Origin of the sequence: Stenotrophomonas sp. SORGH_AS_0321 (assembly GCF_031453215.1) — a bacterium.
Classification (GTDB): domain Bacteria; phylum Pseudomonadota; class Gammaproteobacteria; order Xanthomonadales; family Xanthomonadaceae; genus Stenotrophomonas; species Stenotrophomonas chelatiphaga.
Genome location: NZ_JAVIZG010000001.1, coordinates 3081736 through 3102677 on the forward strand (window position 1 = coordinate 3081736; position 20942 = coordinate 3102677).

The 20942-nt window shown below is 66.4% G+C and carries 18 protein-coding genes and 1 pseudogene; 8 read left to right on the forward strand and 11 right to left on the reverse strand.

The window, feature by feature from the left end:
- Nucleotides 1-22 precede the first annotated feature (22 nt).
- Both pgeF and rluD read right to left on the reverse strand, forming a co-directional pair.
- Entirely contained in the window at nt 23-790 is a 768-nt protein-coding gene (gene pgeF, locus QE373_RS13750; protein WP_309687502.1) for a peptidoglycan editing factor PgeF, read from the reverse strand.
- Nucleotides 790-1785 carry a 23S rRNA pseudouridine(1911/1915/1917) synthase RluD gene (rluD, locus tag QE373_RS13755; protein WP_309687507.1) on the reverse strand — a complete coding sequence of 332 codons (996 nt, stop codon included), beginning with the start codon at nt 1783-1785 and terminating at the stop codon, nt 790-792. Before rluD ends, pgeF begins: the two co-directional genes overlap by 1 nt.
- Before the next feature lie 114 nt (nt 1786-1899).
- Between rluD and QE373_RS13760 the strand changes: the two genes are divergently transcribed.
- Entirely contained in the window at nt 1900-2784 is an 885-nt protein-coding gene (locus tag QE373_RS13760) for an outer membrane protein assembly factor BamD (RefSeq protein ID WP_101098806.1), read from the forward strand.
- 80 nt (nt 2785-2864) lie between these two features.
- On the opposite strand, the gene QE373_RS13765 is transcribed toward QE373_RS13760, so the two are convergent.
- The 5 genes from QE373_RS13765 to sucC all read right to left on the reverse strand — a co-directional run bounded on the left by QE373_RS13765 (nt 2865) and on the right by sucC (nt 9048).
- Nucleotides 2865-3800, reverse strand: a complete 936-nt coding sequence (locus QE373_RS13765; protein ID WP_309687511.1) for a hypothetical protein — start codon at nt 3798-3800, stop codon at nt 2865-2867.
- A 284-nt stretch (nt 3801-4084) separates the two neighbouring features.
- Entirely contained in the window at nt 4085-5038 is a 954-nt protein-coding gene (locus QE373_RS13770; RefSeq protein ID WP_309687513.1) for a hypothetical protein, read from the reverse strand.
- A gap of 184 nt (nt 5039-5222) precedes the next feature.
- Nucleotides 5223-6857, reverse strand: coding sequence for an NAD+ synthase (locus tag QE373_RS13775; protein ID WP_309687516.1), 1635 nt, complete (start codon nt 6855-6857; stop codon nt 5223-5225).
- Between the two features lie 124 nt (nt 6858-6981).
- On the reverse strand, nt 6982-7857 hold the full coding sequence (gene sucD / locus QE373_RS13780; protein ID WP_309687519.1) for a succinate--CoA ligase subunit alpha: 876 nt from the start codon (nt 7855-7857) through the stop codon (nt 6982-6984).
- 21 nt (nt 7858-7878) lie between these two features.
- Nucleotides 7879-9048, reverse strand: coding sequence for an ADP-forming succinate--CoA ligase subunit beta (gene sucC, locus QE373_RS13785; protein WP_057506903.1), 1170 nt, complete (start codon nt 9046-9048; stop codon nt 7879-7881).
- A 296-nt stretch (nt 9049-9344) separates the two neighbouring features.
- Between sucC and QE373_RS13790 the strand changes: the two genes are divergently transcribed.
- Both QE373_RS13790 and QE373_RS13795 read left to right on the forward strand, forming a co-directional pair.
- A complete protein-coding gene (locus QE373_RS13790; protein ID WP_083491858.1) occupies nt 9345-10961 on the forward strand; it encodes an ATP-binding protein in 1617 nt (538 codons plus the stop codon).
- 61 nt (nt 10962-11022) lie between these two features.
- Complete coding sequence (locus QE373_RS13795) at nt 11023-12402, forward strand: sigma-54 dependent transcriptional regulator (protein ID WP_309687527.1); 1380 nt, start codon at nt 11023-11025, stop codon at nt 12400-12402.
- A gap of 267 nt (nt 12403-12669) precedes the next feature.
- Here QE373_RS13795 and QE373_RS13800 read toward each other — a convergent pair whose 3' ends face one another.
- Together QE373_RS13800 and QE373_RS13805 are read right to left on the reverse strand one after the other, a co-directional pair.
- The gene (locus QE373_RS13800; RefSeq protein ID WP_309687529.1) at nt 12670-13815 is read right to left on the reverse strand and encodes a PilT/PilU family type 4a pilus ATPase; all 1146 of its coding nucleotides are present in this window, start codon (nt 13813-13815) and stop codon (nt 12670-12672) included.
- A gap of 87 nt (nt 13816-13902) precedes the next feature.
- Nucleotides 13903-14940 (reverse strand): type IV pilus twitching motility protein PilT, encoded by a 1038-nt coding sequence (locus QE373_RS13805; RefSeq protein ID WP_042613426.1) that lies wholly within the window; start codon nt 14938-14940, stop codon nt 13903-13905.
- A 120-nt stretch (nt 14941-15060) separates the two neighbouring features.
- Between QE373_RS13805 and QE373_RS13810 the strand changes: the two genes are divergently transcribed.
- Nucleotides 15061-15705: a YggS family pyridoxal phosphate-dependent enzyme gene (locus QE373_RS13810; RefSeq protein ID WP_309689827.1), complete on the forward strand. Its 645-nt coding sequence runs from the start codon at nt 15061-15063 to the stop codon at nt 15703-15705.
- An 18-nt stretch (nt 15706-15723) separates the two neighbouring features.
- The gene (gene proC, locus QE373_RS13815) at nt 15724-16545 is read left to right on the forward strand and encodes a pyrroline-5-carboxylate reductase (protein WP_309687532.1); all 822 of its coding nucleotides are present in this window, start codon (nt 15724-15726) and stop codon (nt 16543-16545) included.
- A 65-nt stretch (nt 16546-16610) separates the two neighbouring features.
- On the opposite strand, the pseudogene QE373_RS13820 reads toward proC, so the two are convergent.
- Nucleotides 16611-17517 (reverse strand): annotated as a pseudogene (locus QE373_RS13820) (LysR family transcriptional regulator).
- 94 nt (nt 17518-17611) lie between these two features.
- Here QE373_RS13820 and QE373_RS13825 point away from each other — a divergent pair.
- Entirely contained in the window at nt 17612-18214 is a 603-nt protein-coding gene (locus QE373_RS13825; RefSeq protein WP_309687534.1) for a short chain dehydrogenase, read from the forward strand.
- A gap of 37 nt (nt 18215-18251) precedes the next feature.
- Here the strand turns inward: QE373_RS13825 and soxR are convergent, their stop codons facing one another.
- Nucleotides 18252-18686: a redox-sensitive transcriptional activator SoxR gene (gene soxR / locus QE373_RS13830; RefSeq protein ID WP_057506910.1), complete on the reverse strand. Its 435-nt coding sequence runs from the start codon at nt 18684-18686 to the stop codon at nt 18252-18254.
- A 66-nt stretch (nt 18687-18752) separates the two neighbouring features.
- Between soxR and QE373_RS13835 the strand changes: the two genes are divergently transcribed.
- Nucleotides 18753-20111 carry an MFS transporter gene (locus QE373_RS13835; RefSeq protein WP_309687537.1) on the forward strand — a complete coding sequence of 453 codons (1359 nt, stop codon included), beginning with the start codon at nt 18753-18755 and terminating at the stop codon, nt 20109-20111.
- A gap of 151 nt (nt 20112-20262) precedes the next feature.
- Nucleotides 20263-20721 (forward strand): hypothetical protein, encoded by a 459-nt coding sequence (locus QE373_RS13840; protein ID WP_309687539.1) that lies wholly within the window; start codon nt 20263-20265, stop codon nt 20719-20721.
- Nucleotides 20722-20942 lie beyond the last annotated feature (221 nt).

Genomic DNA, 20942 nt, shown 5'->3' on the forward strand with positions numbered 1-20942 from the left:
TGCCGCCGGGCACCGACCGGCGCTATTCGATCCAGGCCAGCGTCGCCATGCGCCCGGTACGCCGGTCGCGGCGGTGCGAAAACAGGTCGGGGTCGGCCATGGTCGACAGGGTGCCGCCATGGATGTCGGCCGGCTGCATGCCCGCGGCGACCAGGCGCATGCGCGCCAGCGCATACAGGTCCACTTTCCAGTGGCCCGGGCGCGTCGCCACGAAGGCAGCCGCTGCGGCAGGGTCATGGCCGACGAAGGCATGGTGGACCTCTTCGCCGATTTCATAATCAGCCGGTCCGGCCGCCGGCCCCAGCCAGGCCAGCAGCGCGGACGGTGGTGTCTGCATCGCCGCCACGGTCGCTTCCAGCATGCCATCGGCCAGCCCGCGCCAGCCTGCGTGCGCGGCCCCCACCTCGCTGCCATCGCGTGCAGCCAGCACCACCGGCAGGCAGTCCGCGGTCAGGATGGCCAGCACCACACCAGGCACCGACGTCACCGACGCATCGGCGACCGGTTCGCATGCGCCGGCCACCGGCGCCGCGTCGAACCGCAACACCGTGGTGCCATGCACCTGGCGCAGCCAGTGCGCCGGCGAAGGCAATGCCAGGCCGGCGTGCAGCAGGGCGCGGTTGCGCTCCACGTGGGCCGGCTGGTCGCCATCGGCGGCATGCCGGTTGCCCAGGTTGAACTGGTCGAACGGCGGCAACGACACCCCCGCCCCATGCCGCCGCGTGGTCAGCGCGCGCACGCCGGCCGGGGCAGGCCACTGCGGCATCAGCAGGGGCAGCGCGCCGTCCATCAGCGGCGGTCGCGGCCGCGCTCGCGCTCGGCGAACAGCTCGCTGTCCTCGCGCAGGGCCTTCAACAGCTGCAGCATGTCCTCCGGCGGCGGTGCGGTGTTGCGCACCGTCTCGCCGGTGATCGGGTGCACGAACTCCAGCGTTTCGGCATGCAGGGCCTGGCGCTTGAAACCGCGCAGCGCGGCGACCAGCTCGTCGCTGGCGCCCTTCGGCAGTTTCAGCGCCCCACCGTACAACTGGTCACCGACGATGGCGTGGCGCAGGTGCGCCATGTGCACGCGGATCTGGTGGGTACGGCCGGTTTCCAGGCGGCATTCCAGCGCGGTGTGCGCGCGGAAGCGCTCGCGCAGGCGGTAGTGGGTGATCGCTTCCTTGCCGTCTTCACGCACCCCCATCTTCAGCCGGTCGCGCGGATGCCGGTCGATCGGTGCATCGGCGGTACCACCAGCCACCAGCGCCCCGACCACCACCGCCAGGTACTGGCGATGCACCTGGCGTGCGGACAGCTGTTCCACCAGCGCGGTCTGCGCCTGGAGGGTGCGGGCGATCACCATGACGCCACTGGTGTCCTTGTCCAGCCGGTGCACGATGCCTGCACGCGGCAGGGACGCCACCGACGGATCGCGGAACAGCAGCGCGTTGACCAGGGTGCCGCTGGAGTTGCCGGCGCCCGGATGCACCACCAGGCCCACCGGCTTGTTGATCACAAGCAGGTGTTCGTCTTCGAACAGCACGTCCAGCGGGATGTCCTCCGGCTCGGCGTGGGTCTGGGTTTCCAGCACCGCGTTGAGCGTGGCGACCTCACCGCCGCGCACCGGGTCGCGGCCGCGCACGGTCACACCGTCCAGCAGCACGTCGCCGGATTTGATCCACTCGGTCAGCTTGGAACGGGAGTATTCGGGGAACAGTTCGGCCAGCACCGCGTCGAAACGACGGCCGGCGGCAGTATCGGGGACAACGGCCTGGCGGGCCTGTTCAGCAGCGGATTCGGACATGGCGGCAACTTTTGGAGACGAAATTGGGGGTCCCGTGGACAGGTTTCAGTCGCGGGACAGGACACTAGGCTATCATCGACCCTTCGTATTCCAGCCGCGTCCCGCCTTGACACCATGATCCGACGCTCTTCCCCGCTCTTTGCGCCCGTCCGCCTGACCGCCCTGCTGCTGGTCCTGGTGATCGCCGCCACTGGTTGCAACCGTGGCACCAAGGGGGACAACCCCGATGAAGGCCAGCCGGTCGAGACGTTGTACCAGAAGGCCCACGGCCTGATGGAAGGCGGCAACTGGAGCGGCGCGGAAACCAGTTTCCGCCGCCTGGTGGCCCAGTACCCGTACGGCCCGTACACCGAACAGGCGATGATCGAAACCGCCTACGCCCAGTTCAAGGCCGGCAAGCACGACGATGCGGTGTCCAGCATCGACCGCTTCATCCGGACCTATCCGACCCATCGGAACGTGGCGTACATGTATTACCTGCGCGGCCTGTCCAACAGCAACCGCGATACGGTTTTCCTGCGCCGCGTATGGTCGCTGGACGCCAGCCGTCGCGATCTGTCCACCCCGCGCCAGGCCTATGCCGATTTCAACATCGTCATCGACCGCTATCCGAACAGCCGCTATGCCGAAGACGCGCGCCGCCGCATGACCGAGCTGCGCGACGTGTTCGCCCAGCATGAGCTGGACAATGCGCTGTACTACCTGCGCCGCGAAGCGTGGCTGTCGGCCGCCGGCCGTGCCAACTACCTGCTGGAAACCTACCCGCAGAGCGCCTACCAGTACGACGCAGTCGCGGTACTGGCCGAGGCCTACACGCGCGCCGGCAATGAAACGCTCGCCGGCGATGCACGCCGTGTGCTGGAACTCAACGCCCCGGACCACCCGTGGCTGCAGAACGACTGGCCCAACTACCCGTGGATGATCCGCAAGCTCAACCCGTTCGCGGGTGAGAAGTCGGCCACCACCGGCATGCGCAACGCGACGATGAATCGCAAGTAATCCGGCGCATCTGTCGTTGAAAACCAGAAAGCCCCGCAGTCGCACTGCGGGGCTTTTCTGTTCCGGGAACCGGTCGCCGCTCAGCCGGCTGTGTCGAGGTCGCCGGTAGTGCCGGCGGCGATGCGGGCGTTGATCCCCTCCAGCATCAGGCCAACCATGTGCCGGCGCTGGTGCGCGGTGATCGGCTCGGCGGCATCACTGGCGAAGTTCCGTTGCACCCACTGCGACAGTTCTTCGGCAAGTGACTCCCGATAATGCTCCGGCCTGGTGTTGATCACTTCCCGACCGATCGATTCCAGCAGGTCCCCGAGTTGCAGTCCGGTCGCCCGGGCCGCCCAGTCGAAGCGTTCCATGCTGCTGGCACCGACCCGCTCGCCCCTTCCGCTGCCACTGTCGCTGTCACGCAGCAGCTGCAGCACGTTGCCCACCGTCAGCGGCGCGCGCTGTGCCTGCAGGTCCAGGCCGGTGAGGTCACCGATCTCGATCTCCATGCGTTGCATCGCATCCTGGTACACCGTCCTGCCGCGGAATTCGGCATGAATGTCCCTGCGCAGCTGGTCCAGCGAACGGTAGGTTGCCAGCGGCAGCGGCCCCGGCTCGAGCGACGCCTCAAGCTGCGCCCCTGCCCGTAGAATCACATCGGTCGAACTTCGCTGCAGCGCATCGATGCACCACGGATCCTCGCCGCCCGCGCAGGTGTCGGCCGCCACTTCCATCAGGCAGAGCGCCGCGCTGCGCGCTTCCGGCAGGCTGCGGGACGCTATCCGGTGGAGGCAACTTTCGAAGCGCGGCTCGGCCTCCGCAAATCCGGCGGGCGCGTCACTCAAATGAAGATCAGGGTCGATCGGCGCCATCCAGTGCCCACCCTGGTTGCAGATATCGGCTATCGGCAGATCCACCAGTCGATGGCTGCGGACAGGATTGCTTGCGCGCTGGCGCGTGGCATGGCCATGGGTAGCGTGCTGTAGTCCGGCCAAAGCGCCCAGGCCGGCGACGAACATCTCGGCGACTCGCATTGTTCTGGTGCTCCCTACTGTGGTGAGACTCCACGATAGGCCGCGCCTTGGTGACTGTCGCGATGGGCGTCACAGCCTCGGCCTCTGGCCCCTCAGGATGATCCAAATCTGCAACGCGCGCAGGACCAGGCTCTCCTCAACGGGTGGCTGCGCCTGCGCGCTGGATGAGATCTCTGGCCAGTTCCCCGATCAGGTGTCATATCCGGTCGCCGTTGAGCGGCGCATTCTATTTTCAGTAATGCTGAATACCACGGGTCACCGCACGCCAGGCCCGTGGATAGTCCTCAGAATCTGATGACGTCGATGACCTTGCGTACAACCCTGTTTTCATAGTTCGCGCCTGCGGGTACATACGCTTCGCCCTTATGGATCCGGTACTGCCCCGTCCGAAAGGCCTGCTCATCCTTCACGCGCGTAGTCTGATGGAACTGCGCGGCATTTGCCTGGCGGACTTCACGCTCCATCGGTGGCCGGAGTACCCCATCGCTGCATGCCTCGCTGTGTACGGCATTCACCACGTCGTCCGTTGTGAACAAACCGGGCTCACCCAGGTTGTCATTGTCCACGCGCTCTTGCATGTTGCAGCTCGCCACGAGCGTGCGCGCGTCCTCATTGATCCTGTCTCGAACGTTCGGCAGCGCCAGGACGAGCGTAGCAGCGCTGTCAATATTGCCCTGCACCGTATCCGGGTCCGGTAACGTGACCGGCATGTGCATGCCGCGCTGGGCCAACGCTACATACTGCCCGGCCGGTGAACCGAGATCAGGTGTCACGCGGGCCATTTCGCGGATTTCATCCGGACTGGATTGCCGGTTCATCGCATGGTCGATGACTACCTGCCCCATGCAGTGCGCTTCGGTAAGACGTGGCTCAAGGCCGTCGATGTGACGGCTGCGCATGCAATCGCCCACCTCCTTCCCGATGGCCTGGGCCCGCAGCGTCCACGGGTCGTCGGCCGCAGTGACTGGCATGGCGCTGCCGTGCTCCCTCAGGGCCACAACGCGTCCGCCCAAAGGGGCAGCGGCGCCCGAACGCACCCCGGCCAGCACCGACAGTCCGATGACCACGGCCTTCCCGGGCTCACGCAGCGCGTATTTCACGCCCCGCATCGTGGCGTTGGCTACCTGGGTCAAGCCGTTGGACAACCAGCCTGAGGATGTTGCGGGGGTACAGTGGACCGGCTTTCCCTCCGTGCTTGCCACTGCACGCGTGACAGTCCCAGCGATCATCATGCCCATGCGGCGCTCTCCTTTTGGTTGGGAGCCCCATGGTCACAACTTCACTGCAGCCCGCATCCAGATTGCGCTCAGATCTGGAAGAGGTCCGCGCCGATCAACGCCATGGGTTGGCCCACAGCGGATGTTCGTGACGCCGATGAGCGACCGGGCACCTGCATATCCTATGGAGTTGCCCTGGCCCCCATCAGCCCTGGTAGCCATTACTGATCGGGTAGCGCCGCTCACGCCCGAACGCGCGGCGGGACACCTTCGGTCCCGGCGCGGCCTGGTGGCGCTTCCATTCGCTGATGCGCACCAGCCGCAGCACGCGGTCCACCACCTCGGGGGCATAGCCGGCCGCGACGATCTCCTCGCGCGACTGCTCCTGGTCGACGAAGCGGTACAGGATGCCGTCCAGCACGTCATAGGCCGGCAGCGAATCCTGGTCGGTCTGGTTTTCGCGCAGTTCCGCCGACGGCGGCCGACTGATCACCGCCGGCGGAATGACCGGCGCGCCGCCCACGGTGTTGCGCCACTTCGCCAGTCCGAACACCTCGGTCTTGTACAGATCCTTCAGCGGTGCATAGCCGCCGCACATGTCACCGTAGATGGTCGCGTAACCGACGGCGTACTCGCTCTTGTTGCCGGTGGTCAGCAGCAGGCCACCGAATTTGTTGGCCAGCGCCATCAGGATCACGCCACGGCTGCGACTCTGCAGGTTCTCCTCGGTTATGTCCGGCGTAGTGCCTTCGAACATCGGCCCCAGTGCTTCCATCAGGCCCTTGAACGCCGGCTCGATGTTCACTTCCTCCAGCTTCACCCCGAGTGCCTGGCACTGTTCCCTGGCCAGGTCGTTGGACAGCCCGGCGGTGTAGCGCGACGGCAGGCGCACCGCCGTGACATTCTCCGCGCCGAGGGCATCGACCGCCATCGCCAGCACCAGCGCCGAATCGATGCCGCCGGACAATCCCAGCCAGACCTTCCTGAACCCGTTCTTGCCGCAGTAATCCTGCAGGCCGCGGGTGACCGCGCGCCAGGCCAGCGCGTCCATGCTCTCATCGCCGTCGTCCATCCACAGCAGCGGCATGAAGCGGCGCGCCTCACTTTCATACTCCACCACCAGCCACTGTTCGGCGAACGCCGCCGCCGCCGGGTGTACGGTGCCATCGCCGTCGGCCACCACCGACGCGCCGTCGAAGACCAGCGCGTCCTGGCCGCCGACCACGTTGAGGTAGGCAATCGCCGCGCCGGTCTCGCGCGTGCGCGCGGCCAGCACCGCATCACGCTGGGCGTGCTTGCCGCGCTCGTAGGGCGATGCGTTGGGAACCACCACCAGCTGCGCGCCACTGCGCACGGTGTCGGCCAGCGGCTCGGCGAACCACAGGTCTTCGCAGATCAGCACGCCTACCGGCACGCCGTTGACCTCGAACACGCAGCTCGGGCCGTCCGGGTCGATATCGAAATAACGCCGCTCGTCGAACACCGCATAGTTGGGCAGCTCGCGCTTGCGGTAGGTCTTTTCCACGATGCCATCGCGCAGCACGCTGGCCGCGTTGTAGACCACCGCACCGGCCGGCTCGGGCCAGCCGACCACCGCCGTGATACCGGTGCAGGCCCGGGCGATGCGCTGCATTGCCTGCTCACAGTGCTGCAGGAACCCCGGACGCAGCAGCAGGTCTTCCGGCGGGTAGCCACTGATGGCCAGTTCCGGGAACACCACCAGGTCGGCACCGTGGTCATCGCGCGCCTGCTCGATCATCTCGATGATCCGGTCGGTGTTGGCGGCGACCGCGCCGACCGGGAAATCAAACTGCGCCATCGCGATGCGGATCGAAGCCATTAGAGGTTCCAGCCTGTGGTTGCCATGCCGCCATTGTAGCGCCGCGCCCAAACGCAGAAAGCCGCCCGAAGGCGGCTTTCTGTTTACTTCTTTACAGACACGTAGCCGCTGCGCGGCTGCGGTGTTACTTCACCAGCTTGGCGATGGCAGCGCCCAGGTCGCCCGGCGAACGCACGGTGACGACACCGGCCGCTTCCATGGCGGCGAACTTGCCTTCCGCAGTGCCCTTGCCGCCCGATGCGATCGCACCGGCGTGGCCCATGCGCTTGCCGGCCGGAGCCGATGCGCCGGCGATGAAGCCGACGACCGGCTTCTTCACGAACTGCTTGATGTACTCGGCACCGGCTTCTTCCGCGTCGCCGCCGATTTCACCGACCATGATGATGCCTTCGGTCTGCGGATCTTCGTTGAACAGCTTCAGGCAGTCGACGAAGTTCAGGCCGTTGATCGGGTCACCACCGATGCCGATGCAGGTCGACTGGCCCAGGCCCACTTCGGTGGTCTGCTTGACCGCTTCATAGGTCAGCGTGCCCGAACGGGACACGATGCCGATCTTGCCCGGCTTGTGGATGTGGCCCGGCATGATGCCGATCTTGCACTCACCCGGGGTGATGACACCCGGGCAGTTCGGCCCGATCAGCACGGTATCCGCATGGGCGCGGGTCAGCACGTTCTTGACGCGCAGCATGTCCAGCACCGGGATGCCTTCGGTGATGCACACGATGACCTTGATGCCGGCCGCAGCGGCTTCCAGGATCGCATCAGCCGCGTACGGCGGCGGCACGTAGATCACCGACGCATTGGCGCCGGTGGCCTGCACGGCATCGGCCACGGTGTTGAACACCGGCAGGTCGATGTGGGTGGTGCCGCCCTTGCCGGGGGTCACGCCGCCGACGACCTGGGTGCCGTACTCGATCATCTGAGTGGCGTGGAAGGTGCCCTGCTGGCCGGTGAAGCCCTGCACGATCACCTTGGTGTTCTTGTTGATCAAAACTGACATTGGATTTCCTTCGGTGTCGGATCAGGCGGCGTTCTTGACAGCTTCAACGACCTTCTTGGCGCCGTCGTTGATGTTGTCAGCCGGGATGATGGCCATGCCGCTGTCACGCAGCAGCTGCTTGCCTTCTTCCACGTTGGTGCCTTCCAGGCGCACCACGACCGGAACCTTGACGCCCACTTCCTTGACCGCGGCGATGATGCCTTCGGCGATCATGTCGCAGCGGACGATGCCGCCGAAGATGTTGACGAAGATGCCTTCGACCTTGTCCGAGGACAGGATCAGCTTGAACGCTTCGATGACGCGCTGCTTGTTCGCACCGCCGCCCACGTCCAGGAAGTTCGCCGGCTCGCCGCCGTTGAGCTTGATCACGTCCATGGTGGCCATGGCCAGGCCTGCGCCGTTGACCATGCAGCCGATGTTGCCGTCCATGGTGACGTAGTTGATGTCCAGCTCCGAAGCGGTCACTTCGGTTTCGTCTTCCTGGGTCTTGTCGCGCATGGCGACCAGCGCCTTCTGGCGGAACGCGGCGTTGTCGTCGCTGTCGAACTTGCCGTCCAGCGCGTACAGGTTGCCGTCGTCCAGGATCGCCAGCGGGTTGATTTCAACCAGCGCCAGGTCCTTTTCGTTGAAGAGCTTGTACAGGTTCACCATGATGCTGGCGAACTGGCCGGCCTGCTTGGCGGTCAGGCCGAGCTTGAAGCCGAAATCACGGCCGTGGTAACCCTGCACGCCTTCGACGAAGTCGACGTTCAGCGAGTGGATCAGCTCCGGGGTTTCAGCAGCAACCTGCTCGATTTCCACGCCGCCTTCCGAAGAAGCGATGTAGGTGATGGTCTTGGTGCCGCGGTCGACCAGGACCGACAGGTACAGTTCCTTGACGATCTCACCGGCGGTGGTCACCAGCACCAGGTTGACCGGCAGCTCGACGCCGGCGGTCTGGTAGGTGGCCATCTTGGTGCCGAGCATCTTGGCCGCAGCGGCCTTCACGTCGTCGGTGGTCTTGCAGAACTTGACGCCGCCTGCCTTGCCGCGACCGCCAGCATGGATCTGCGCCTTGACCATCCAGGGGCCCTGGCCCAGCGAGGTCGCTGCTGCGACTGCTTCGTCCGGGGTAGCCGCGACCTTGCCGGCCGGGACGGGAATGCCGTACTCGGCAAGCAGCTGTTTTGACTGGTATTCGTGGAAATTCATGCGTCACCGTGGGAATAGGAACGACCGCACGCATCTCCTCCAAGGCTCCCTCACGGGCACCGGCACGGACCGCGGCGGGCCCGCTATTGTGGCTGACCCCGGCGCGTGGCGCAAAGACAGCGGGATGACACACGCCGCGGCGCCGGATTTTTCTGGTTTTTCAGTTATTTGTGGCTGCCCCCCGGGATCGGCCGGCGCGCCTGGCGTGGGATGGCGCGCAGCCGGCGCGCGGCAACCGGCCGGCCGGGACCCCATCCATGCCTATACTGCACGCAAGCCAGAAGGGGAGTTTTGGCGTGGCACCGACCGCATCACTGATCGACCGCATCGAGTCCATTCCTCGACGCGAACTGTATTTCTTTGCCCTGTACCGGCTGCTGATCGCCACCGCGATCGCCGGGCTGATGTTCAGCCCGATGGCCGACCTGCTGGGGCAGGCGAACCACCCCGAGCTGGCCACTTACGTGTCCGGCGGCTACTGGCTGTTCTCGGTGCTGATGCTGCTGCTGGGGCGCAGCGAACGCTGGCTGCAGCAGTTCGTGCTGGTCGGCGTCAGCCTGGACATCGTCGTCGCTTCGCTGCTGGCCCATGCCCTGCCCGGGGCCAGCGCCGGCATCTCGATGTCGCTGCTGTTCAACATCGCCGCCGCCGCGACCATGCTGCCGTTCCCGATGGCGCTGGGGCTGGCGGTGGGGGCCAGCGTCGCCACCGTGGCCGAATATCTGTGGAAGCTGCTGGAAGGCGGCGCGCCCACCCGTACGCTGGCCGAACTGGCGATGTTCACCACCAGCTACCTGGCGCTGGCATTCATCAGCTCGCAGGTCGCCAACCGCGCCCGCCACAGCCAGCAACTGGCCAACCAGCGCGGCGACGAAGTGGCCAACCTGTACCAGATCAACGAACTGATCATCCGCCGCATGCGCACCGGGGTAATGGTGGTGGACGGCCAGAACCGCATCACCCTGGTCAACGAAGCCGCATCGGCGCTGCTCGGCGACCACGACGTCGGCAGCGGCGGTGAGCGGCCGGGCCTGACCCGCACAGCACCGGAACTGGCGCGCCGGCTGCATCGCTGGCGCACCGGCGGGAACCAGGAAGAGACACCGCTGATGCTGTCCCCGGACCAGCCCGAAGTGCAGCCGCGATTCGCCCGCCTGTGGGCCGGCAGTGACCTCACCCTGGTGTTCCTGGATGACTCCAGCGTGGTGTCCAAGCGGGCAGAATCACTGACGCTGTCCGCGCTCGGCCGTTTCTCGGCCAGCCTGGCGCATGAAATCCGCAATCCGCTGGCGGCGATCAATTACGCGGTGCAGCTGCTGGAAGAAGAAGACGGCAACTTCAGCGAAGGCGACCGTCGCCTGCTGCAGATCATCCACCAGCAGTGCCAGCGCACCAACGGCATCGTGGAAAGCGTGCTGGGCCTTGCCCGCCGAGAACGCGCCAACCCGGAAAACGTGGACCTGGTCGCGCTGGTCCGCCGCTTCGTGCTGGAGTACAAACAGGGCCTGTCGCTGGAAACGGACAGCGTGGAATCGATCATCTCGGAAACCTCGGTCGCCGCCATGGTCGATCCGCGCCACCTGCACCAGGTGCTGACCGCGCTGGTCCACAACGCACTGAAGTATGGCCGCATCGGCGAACAGCCGGCGCGCGTACGCTTGCGTCTGGGGCGGCTGGAGGGCAGCCCGGTGATCGATGTGATGGACCGCGGCCCCGGTATTCCCGACGCCGTCGCCGCGCAGTTGTTCAATCCCTTCTTCACCACGTCCGAGCATGGCACCGGGCTGGGCCTGTACATCGCCCGCGAACTGTGTCGTGCCAACCAGTCGCGGCTGGAATACGTGCCCGTGCCTGCGGGCGGCGCCTGTTTCCGCATCATCCTGCCCGCCCCGCACACCTTTTCGTCAGGATGACGGCCCCCGCCGTGCGTCAATGATTTGTCGGCATCGCCCCCCCTCCGCTATCTTCTTCCCCATGAACGAAACCCGTAGCGCACTGGTCGTCGACGACGAGCGCGACATCCGCGAACTGCTGGTGCTGACGTTGGGCCGGATGGGCCTGCGCATCAACACCGCCGCCAATCTCGCCGAAGCACGCGAGCTGCTGGCCAGCAATCCGTACGACCTGTGCATCACCGACATGCGGCTGCCCGATGGCAACGGCATCGAACTGGTCACCGAAATCGCACAGCACTACCCCCGTACGCCGGTCGCGATGATCACCGCCTTCGGCAGCATGGACCTGGCCGTGGAAGCACTGAAGGCCGGCGCGTTCGATTTCGTCAGCAAGCCGGTGGACATCGCGGTGCTGCGCGGGCTGGTCAAGCACGCACTGGAACTCAACAACACCGAACGCCTGCCGGTGGCCGCCCCGGCCGAACAGCAAGGACGCCTGCTCGGCGGCTCACCGGCGATGGACACCCTGCGCAGCACGCTGGGCAAGGTCGCGCGCAGCCAGGCACCGGTCTACATCCTGGGCGAATCCGGGGTGGGCAAGGAACTGGTCGCGCGCACCATCCACGAACAGGGCGCGCGCGCGGCCGGTCCGTTCATCCCGGTCAACTGCGGTGCCATTCCGTCGGAACTGATGGAAAGCGAGTTCTTCGGCCACAAGAAGGGCAGCTTCACCGGCGCCCACGCCGACAAACCCGGCCTGTTCCAGGCAGCACACGGCGGCACCCTGTTCCTGGATGAAGTGGCCGAACTGCCGCTGCAGATGCAGGTCAAGCTGCTGCGTGCCATCCAGGAAAAGTCGGTGCGCCCGGTCGGCGCGTCAGCGGAAATCGCGGTGGACGTACGCATCCTGTCGGCTACCCACAAGGACCTGTCCGAGCTGGTTGACGAAGGCCGCTTCCGGCATGACCTTTACTACCGCATCAACGTGATCGAACTGCGCGTGCCGCCGCTGCGCGAGCGTCACCAGGACCTGCCCGAACTGGCCGGTGCGATCCTGGCCCGGTTGGCGCGTACCCACGGCTGTGCGGTGCCGCTGCTGGCACCGTCGGCGCTGGATGCGCTCACGGTGTACAGCTTCCCCGGCAACGTGCGCGAACTGGAAAACATTCTGGAGCGCGCACTGGCGCTGGCCGAGGGAGACACCATCGGCGCGGCCGACCTGCGCCTGCCACAGCCGAATGGCCGTTCCGGTGGCAGCGCCGCCGCGCCGCCGGTGGAAGCGGTGGTTGACCTGCCGGCCGGCAATGCCGCCCTGCCCTCGTACATCGAACAGATGGAGCGCACCGCGATCCAGCGCGCGCTGGAAGAAAACCGCTGGAACAAGACCCGCACCGCTGCGCAGCTGGGCATCACCTTCCGCGCACTGCGCTACAAGCTGAAGAAGCTCGGCATGGAATGAGGGTAGTGACGACCGCTGGTCGTCAGCCATGCGAAATGACGGCCAGCGGCCGTCACTACCCGAATTCCGATGCCCTGGTAGCGCGGAGCCACGCTCGGCGAGCGCGCAGCGCGGCACCGCGATTGACGGCCAGCGGCCGTCACTACCCGACTTCCGATGCCCTGGTAGCGCCGAGCCACGCTCGGCGAGCGCGCAGCGCGGCACCGCGATTGACGGCCAGCGGCCGTCACTACCCGAATTCCGATGCCCTGGCAGCGCGCGGCGGGCTCAGCGGACTTCGGAAATTTCCACGCCGTCCAGACCCTGTGCCAGCGTGCGCGCATCGCCGCCCTGGCTCAGCTTGATCTTCAGGCGCACTTCGTTCTGCGAATCCGCATAGCGCAGCGCATCTTCGTAGCTGATTTCGCCGGCCTGGTACAGCTCGAACAGGCTCTGGTCGAAGGTCTTCATGCCCAACTGGGTGGACTCCTTCATCACTTCCTTGAGCTTGTGGATCTCACCTTCGCGGATGTAATCCTGCACCAGCGGGGTGCCGAGCATGATTTCCATCGCCACCTTGCGCGAACGGCCGTCCGGCGAAGGAATCAGCTGCTGCGCGACCACGCCCTTGATGTTCAGCGACAGATCCATCAGCAGCTGGTTGCGACGGTCTTCCGGGAAGAAGTTGATGATGCGGTCCATCGCCTGGTTGGCGTTGTTCGCGTGCAGCGTGCACAGCACCAGGTGACCGGTTTCGGCGAAAGCGATGGCATGGTCCATGCCTTCGCGGGTACGCACCTCGCCGATCATGATCACGTCCGGCGCCTGGCGCAGGGTGTTCTTCAGCGCCGCTTCCCAGCTGTCGGTATCGATGCCGACTTCGCGCTGGGTAATGATGCAGCCCTCGTGGCGGTGCACGAACTCGATCGGATCTTCGATGGTGATGATGTGGCCGGTCGAGTTGTGGTTGCGGTAGCCGATCATCGCCGCGAGCGAGGTCGACTTGCCGGTACCGGTCGCGCCGACGAACAGGATGATGCCGCGCTTGGTCATCGCCAGCGTCTTGATGATCGGCGGCAGCGCCAGCTCATCCACGGTGGGAATGCGCGTTTCGATCCGGCGCAGCACCATGCCCACCTGGTTGCGCTGGTAGAAGCAGCTGACACGGAAGCGACCGACCCCGGACAGGCCGATGGCGAAGTTGCACTCGTGGGTCTTTTCGAATTCCTCGCGCTGCGCCGGCGTCATCACGTTCAGCACCAGGTCGCGGCTCTGCTGCGGCGACAGCGGGGTCTGGGTGATCGGAGAGATCTTGCCGTTGACCTTGATCGCCGGCGGCATGCCCGCGGTGATGAAAAGGTCCGAGGCGCGCTGGTGCGCCATCAGCTTGAGGAAAGAAGTGAAATCGATGGTATTGGTGGCGGCACTGTTCACGGCAGACTCCAGGAAACGGGACGGGGGCTCGGCACGGCGGCCCGCGGTGCGCGCCGAGCCGACGCGCGCCGCCCGCCGTCGCCTGCCTTACTCGAACAGGCGCTTGTCCTTGGCGTACTCTTTGGCCTGGTTGCGCGTGATCAGGCTGCGCTTGACCAGATCCTGCAGGTGCTGGTCCAGGGTCATCATGCCGTGCTGCTGGCCGGTCTGGATGGCCGAATACATCTGCGCCACCTTGTCCTCGCGGATCAGGTTGCGGATGGCCGGGGTGCCGACCATGATTTCCCATGCTGCAGTACGACCGCCGCCCACTTTCTTCAACAGGGCCTGCGAAATCACCGCGCGCAGCGATTCGGACAGCATCGAGCGCACCATCGGCTTTTCGCCGGCCGGGAACACGTCGATGATGCGGTCGATGGTCTTGGCCGCCGAACTGGTATGCAGCGTGCCGAACACCAGGTGGCCGGTTTCCGCCGCGGTCAGGGCCAGGCGGATGGTTTCCAGGTCGCGCAGTTCGCCGACCAGGATGATGTCCGGATCTTCACGCAGGGCCGAACGCAGCGCTTCGTTGAAGCCGTGGGTATCACGGTGCACTTCGCGCTGGTTGATCAGGCACTTCTGCGAAGTGTGCACGAACTCGATCGGGTCCTCGACGGTGAGGATGTGCCCGTACTCGTTCTTGTTGATGTAATCGATCATCGCCGCCAGCGTGGTCGACTTGCCCGAACCGGTCGGACCGGTCACCAGGATCAGGCCCTGCGGCTGCTGGATCACCTCGCGGAACAGCGGCGGGCAGGCCAGGTCCTCCAGGGTCAGCACTTCGGACGGAATGGTACGGAACACCGCACCGGCGCCACGGTTCTGGTTGAAGGCGTTGACACGGAAGCGCGCGAGCGACGGAATCTCGAACGAGAAATCGACCTCGAGGAACTCTTCGTAATCGCGACGCTGCTTGTCCGACATGATGTCGTAGACAAGCGCATGCACCTGCTTGTGGTCCAGCGCCGGGATGTTGATGCGACGGACGTCGCCATCCACGCGGATCATCGGCGGCAGGCCTGCGGACAGGTGCAGGTCGGATGCTTTGTTTTTTACGGAAAACGCCAACAGCTCGGCGATATCCATGAGCGGCTACTCCCCAACAACGGCTTCGACTGGAAGGATCTTTCCCCGGGCGTCAGTATAGCGTCCTGTCAGACCGGAACGCGTCACGTGCAAAGTCCCCTGCCCGGAATACTGAGCAACCTGCAGAACGCGGCGCAGGCCGCCGGGCGGCCAGTGCCCACCCTGCTGGCCGTGTCCAAGACCCAGCCGACCGCGGCGATTGCCGCGTTGGCCGCCGAAGGCCAGCGCGCCTTCGGCGAGAATTACGTACAGGAGGCCCTGGCCAAGATCGAGGCGCTGCAAGGCCTTGGACTGGAATGGCACCTGATCGGCCACCTGCAGTCGAACAAGGCCGAGCCGGTCGCACGGCATTTCCAGTGGGTGCAGAGCGTGGACCGGCCAAAGCTGGTGGCCGCCCTGGCACGCCATCGGCCGGCTGACCTGCCGCCCTTGAACGTGCTGATCCAGGTCAACATCGACGACGAAAGCAGCAAGCATGGCTGCCAGCCCGCGCAGATCGATGCGCTGGCGGCCGCCGTCGCCGCCGAGCCCACCCTGCAACTGCGCGGGCTGATGGCCATCCCCGCGCCGTGGCCCGACCCCGCGCGGCGCCACGCCGCCTTCGCCCGCATGCACGCGCTGCAGCAGGCGCTGCACGGCCGGTATCCGCAGGCCGACACGCTGTCGATGGGCATGAGCAGCGACTACGCCGAGGCCGTCGCCGACGGTGCCACCCTGGTCCGCATTGGCACCGCGCTGTTCGGCGCGCGCGTCCGTCCGGCTTGAACTGAAAGGAGCATCCGCATGACCGATTCCTCCATCGCCTTCATCGGCGGCGGCAACATGGCCCGCAGCCTGATCGCCGGGCTGGTTCGCCAGGGCACCCCGGCCGCCGACATCCATGTCGCTGAACCCGTGGCGGCGCTGCGCGATGCCCTTGCCGCCGATTTCGGCGTCACCCCGCACGCCACCCCCAGCGAGGCCGCTGCCCAGGCCAGCACCTGGCTGCTGGCGGTGAAGCCGCAGGTGCTGCGTGAGGTATGTGCCACGCTGCAATCCCTGGCGACTGAAAAGCGCCCCCTGCTGGTCTCCATCGCCGCCGGCATCACCAGCGCCCAGCTGGACCGCTGGCTGGGCGGCAACATCGCCGTGGTGCGTGCGATGCCCAATACCCCTGCCCTGCTGGGCGCGGGCGTTACCGGCCTGTATGCCACCGCCCAGGTCACCGCTGCGCAGCGCGCGCAGGCGGACCGGGTGCTGTCCAGCGCCGGCCGCACCGTATGGGTGGACGATGAAGCGCTGATGGATTCAGTCACTGCCGTGTCCGGCAGCGGCCCGGCCTATGTCTTCCTGCTGGCCGAGGCGATGGAGGCGGCCGGCATCGCGCAGGGGTTGCCGCCCGAGGCGGCGCGCACGCTGGTGCAGCAGACCCTGCTGGGGGCCTCACGCATGCTGGATGAAGCCGGCGAAGCGCCGGCCGAGCTGCGCCGCCGGGTGACCTCGCCGGGCGGCACCACGCAGGCGGCGATCGAAGCGTTCCAGGCCGGCGGCTTCGAGCCCCTGGTCGCGAAGGCCCTTGCCGCCGCCCAGGCACGTGGCCGCGAACTGTCCGCCGCCAACGATTGAAGCGCCAAGGGGAGTGACGGCCGCTGGCCGTTCTGCGCGTTGCTTCCCGCTCGCCGCGCGTGGCGCTACGGTGCCGGTTCAGGGACAGGCGGCACCGGAAACCGCTCTAGCATGAACTCTACGAAACACTGCAACCGCGGTCGCGGCCGACGATCAGGCAGGTAGATCAGGTTCATTGGCCGCGGCACTGGCAGATGGTCGGCCAGCAACGCAACCAGCCGCCCCGCGGCGATGTCTTCCCCCAGCAGTGCCGTGGGTTGCAGCACCAGACCGGCACCGGCCAGCGCCGCCAGCCGCAGCGCCTGCCCATCGTTGCTGCTCAGCCGCGCCTGCCCCCTCCCAGTCCACCGGTTCGCCATTGGCCAGCTGCCAGCCATGCCCCCCCCGCCACGCCAGGTGGCTCAGGCAGTCATGCGCGGCAAGGTCGGACGGCACCTGCGGGGTGCCCCGACGCCGCAGGTACGCCGGTGACGCGCACAGGCTCATCGCGTAGGGCGGCATCGCGCGTGCCACCAGCGCGCCGGAAGGCAGCGCGCCCACCCGGATCGCCGCATCGAAGCCATCCTCGATCAAGTCCACGGTGCGGTTGCTGAGATCCAGCTCAATGTTTACCAGAGGCTGCGCCTGCAGCAACGATGCCAATGCAGGCGCGAGCACGCAGCTGCCCCAGGTGGTCGGCGCGCTCACCCGGAGCAGCCCGCGCGGCTGCAGTTGCAGGCCAGCCACGCTCGCTTCGGCCTGCTGCACCTGCTCCAGCACCTGGCGGCAACCCGCCAGGTAGGCCACGCCGGCCTCGGTCAGCCGCTGTCGGCGCGTGTTCCGCTGCAGCAGCGCCGTGCCCAGGTGCGCCTCCAATTGCTGGATGTACTTGCCCACCATCACCGCCGATACCTGCAGGTGCACGGCGGCGCGCGAGAAACTGCCATGGTCGGCCACCGCCACGAACGCCCTCATGCAGCGCAGGGTTTCCATTGCGAACTCCTGGTTCTGAATGATCGAATCTTACACCCCTTACCGAAACCTACGATGGGGATCACACTGCGCGCATCCCCAACGGAGAAGCAGCATGAAGATCCTGATTGTCGGCGCGTCTGGCACCCTCGGCCAGGCCGTCGCCGCCCACCTGGGCCAGCGGCATGAAATCCTCGGCGCGGGCCGCCACAATGGTCAGTACCAGGTCGACCTCACCGACGACCACAGCGTGCAGGCGTTGTTCGAGGCCACCGGCCCGCTGGACGCGGTGATCGCCACCACCGGCCAGGTCCACTTTGGTCCCCTGCAGGACATGACCGCCGCCCAGTTCGACAGCGGCCTGCAGGACAAACTGCTCGGCCAGGTACGGCTGGCGCTGGCTGCGCAGCACCACCTGCGCGCCGGCGGCTCCATCACCCTTACCAGCGGCATCATCAGCGCCCAGCCGGTCCGCGACGGCAGCAACGCCACCGCCGTCAACGCAGCGCTGGAAGGCTTCGTGCGCGCCGCGGCGTTCGAACTGGCGGCGCGTGGACTGCGCATCAACGTCGTCAGCCCGACCGTGCTGGAGGAATCAGCGGCCGCCTATGCGCCGTATTTCCCGGGCTTCGAGCCGGCACCCGCGCGCCGCGTCGCGCTGGCCTACCAGCGTGCGGTGGAAGGCATCCAGAGCGGGCAGACCTTCACCGTGTGGTGAAACAGCGGATGCCGATTCAGGTCGGCCCGACGCCCCGCTATTCCCAGCGCTGTGGCCCGTCGCCCTGCGCAGCCAGCATGTCATCCGGGTTGGCCAGCCGGCAGCGCTTCAGCGAAAGACAGCCGCAGCCGATGCAGCCTGTCAACTGGTCACGCAGGAACTGCAGCAGCTGGATGCGCTCATCCAGCTCGGTACGCCAGCGGGCGGACATGCGTGCCCATTCGGCCTTGGTCGGCGTACGTCCTTCGGGCAGCTCGGCCAACGCCGCACCCACCGCTTCCAGCGGCATGCCCACGCGTTGGGCCACGCGGATCACCGCCAGCCGCCGCAGCACCTCGCGCGGGAAGCGGCGCTGGTTGCCTGCGTTGCGCAGGCTGCGGATCAGCCCCTTGCGCTCGTAGAAGTGCAGCGCGGACACCGCCACGCCGCTGCGCTTGGCCACCTCGCCTACACTAAGCTCCTGCGTCGCCATCACTTGACCTCAACCTTGGTTGAGGCGCGATGCTGCCGCCTCCGCTTCGCCAATACAAGTGCCTGCATGAACGCCCCCGCCGCCTCGATCGCTCCACCGGATGATGCTTCCATTCTTTCGCCGCGCTATCGCGCCACTACGCTCGGCATGGTCGCGCTGGTGGCACTGGTGGCGTTCGAAGCCTTGGCCGTGGCCGCAGCGATGCCCACCGTGGCGCAGGCGCTGGACGGCCTGCGCCTGTACGCACTTGCCTTCGGCGGTGCACTGGCGACCAGCGTGATCGGCATGAGCGTGGCCGGCCGCCTGTGCGACCAGCAAGGGCCGGCGCGTCCGCTGTGGTTTGGACTGGGCTTCTTCCTGGCCGGGCTGGTCGTGGCCGGACTTGCGCCGCGCATGGGCGTGCTGGTGGCCGGGCGCCTGCTGCAGGGCGTGGGCATCGGCGCGGTGTCGGTGTCGTTGTACGTGCTGGTGGCGCGCACCTTCCCCGAAGCGTTGCGGCCGAAGGTGTTCGCTGCATTTTCCGCCGGCTGGGTGGTGCCTTCGCTGGTCGGCCCGGCGATCAGCGGGTTGATCGTGCAGTACGTCGGTTGGCGCTGGGTATTCCTGGCGGTCCCGGTGCTGGCCCTGCCGGCCGCGCTGCTTTTGGTGCCGGCCTTGCGCGCCAGCGCGCAGGATCCGCGCACGGACGTGGCGGCACGCCCGGTGGTGCGCTGGGCGATCGGTACTGCGCTTGCCGCGCTGCTGCTTTACCTGGGCGGCCAGCAGCAGGGAACCGTCGCCGTCACACTGATGGCAGCGGCATTGGTGCTGCTCGTTGTCTGCGCCCGCCACCTGCTGCCAGCCGGGACCCTGCGCCTGGGCCGCGGCCTGCCCAGCGTGATCGCGATGCGTGGCATCGCCGCCTCGGCGTTCTTCGCCGCCGAAGCGTTCCTGCCGCTGCTGCTGCAGCGCGAGCGCGACCTGTCACCGCTGTGGGCCGGCGCCGCGCTGAGCATGGGCGCGCTGGGCTGGTTCTCCGGCTCGTGGATGCAGGGACACCAGCGCCACGGCTGGACCCGCGCACACCTGTTGCAGGCCGGTGCGTGGATGATGTGCGGCGGCCTCCTGCTGACCTCGCTGACCCTGCAGCAGGGCGTGCCGCTGTTGCTCGCCCTCGCGGGGTGGTCACTGACCGGGCTGGGCATGGGCCTGATCTACCCCAGCCTGTCGGTGCTCACCTTGTCGATGTCGGCGCCGCACGAACAGGGCGCCAACAGTTCGGCACTGCAGCTCAGCGAAGGCGTCGGCGTGGCGACCACGCTGGCGTTGTCGGGCTCGTTGTTCGCTGCCTTCATCGATGGCCGCGAGACGCTGGGCTACCTGCTCTGCTTCGCCGTGACGCTGCTGCTGGCATTGCTGGCAACGGTCGTCGCGCGGCGGATCTGACCGCAGCGGCTGCTAGGTGTTTTGAATCCGCCGATAGTACGCAACGACATACAACCTGCTTCTCGATTGCTTCTCTGCACTCTGGGAGGTCAGCCAAGTTCATTGCGTCCGTAAATCGCAACCATGCAGGTCCACCGCAAAGGACATCGCCATGCTTGCCAACGTGTTGCTTTTCTCAGCCGCCCTGGTCCCGCTCCCATTGGTCGGTTACCGCGACCGCATTGTGGAACACCGTGCGGACGGCGACGTCATACTCCGCACATCCGAGCACTCCGATTTCAATGGAGGCAAGATCCGCTTGGAACAGAAGTTGCGACGGCTCTCGGGACAGCGGTTCTTTATTGATTTCAGCGATCAACCCGCTGCCACGAAGATCTATCATGAAGCATTGTGCCTGAAGCAAGGAATGATCCCTAACACATCCACCGGAATCATAGGGGGTGAAGATGCCATTGCCGCGTGGAATTGTCGCGACGCGCGATCAGTACCGGGCTTGCCTGCCACAGCCGAAGAGATCGAGCTACTCCGCTTGGACCCACCACTCTGCTGCTGGAGCAGCCAAGTATTGAGTAAGCGTCGACAACAGGCGCTGCTTCTACGACAACGTTGAGTACTTCTCCAAGCCGTTCGATGGAACAGCCCAGATAGGCGTCAACTGCATTGGTTACAAACAAGGCTTCCTCACTACTCAGACGCAGGCCTGTGTGCCCCGCGCCTGTGGTGCGAGCGAAGGCACTTACGGCATCAGGTAAAGCGGATGGCGGCCCTGTGACGACCAAACGGTCGTCACCCACCCATCGCCAGACACCCATCGTCACCCACCAAGCGCCT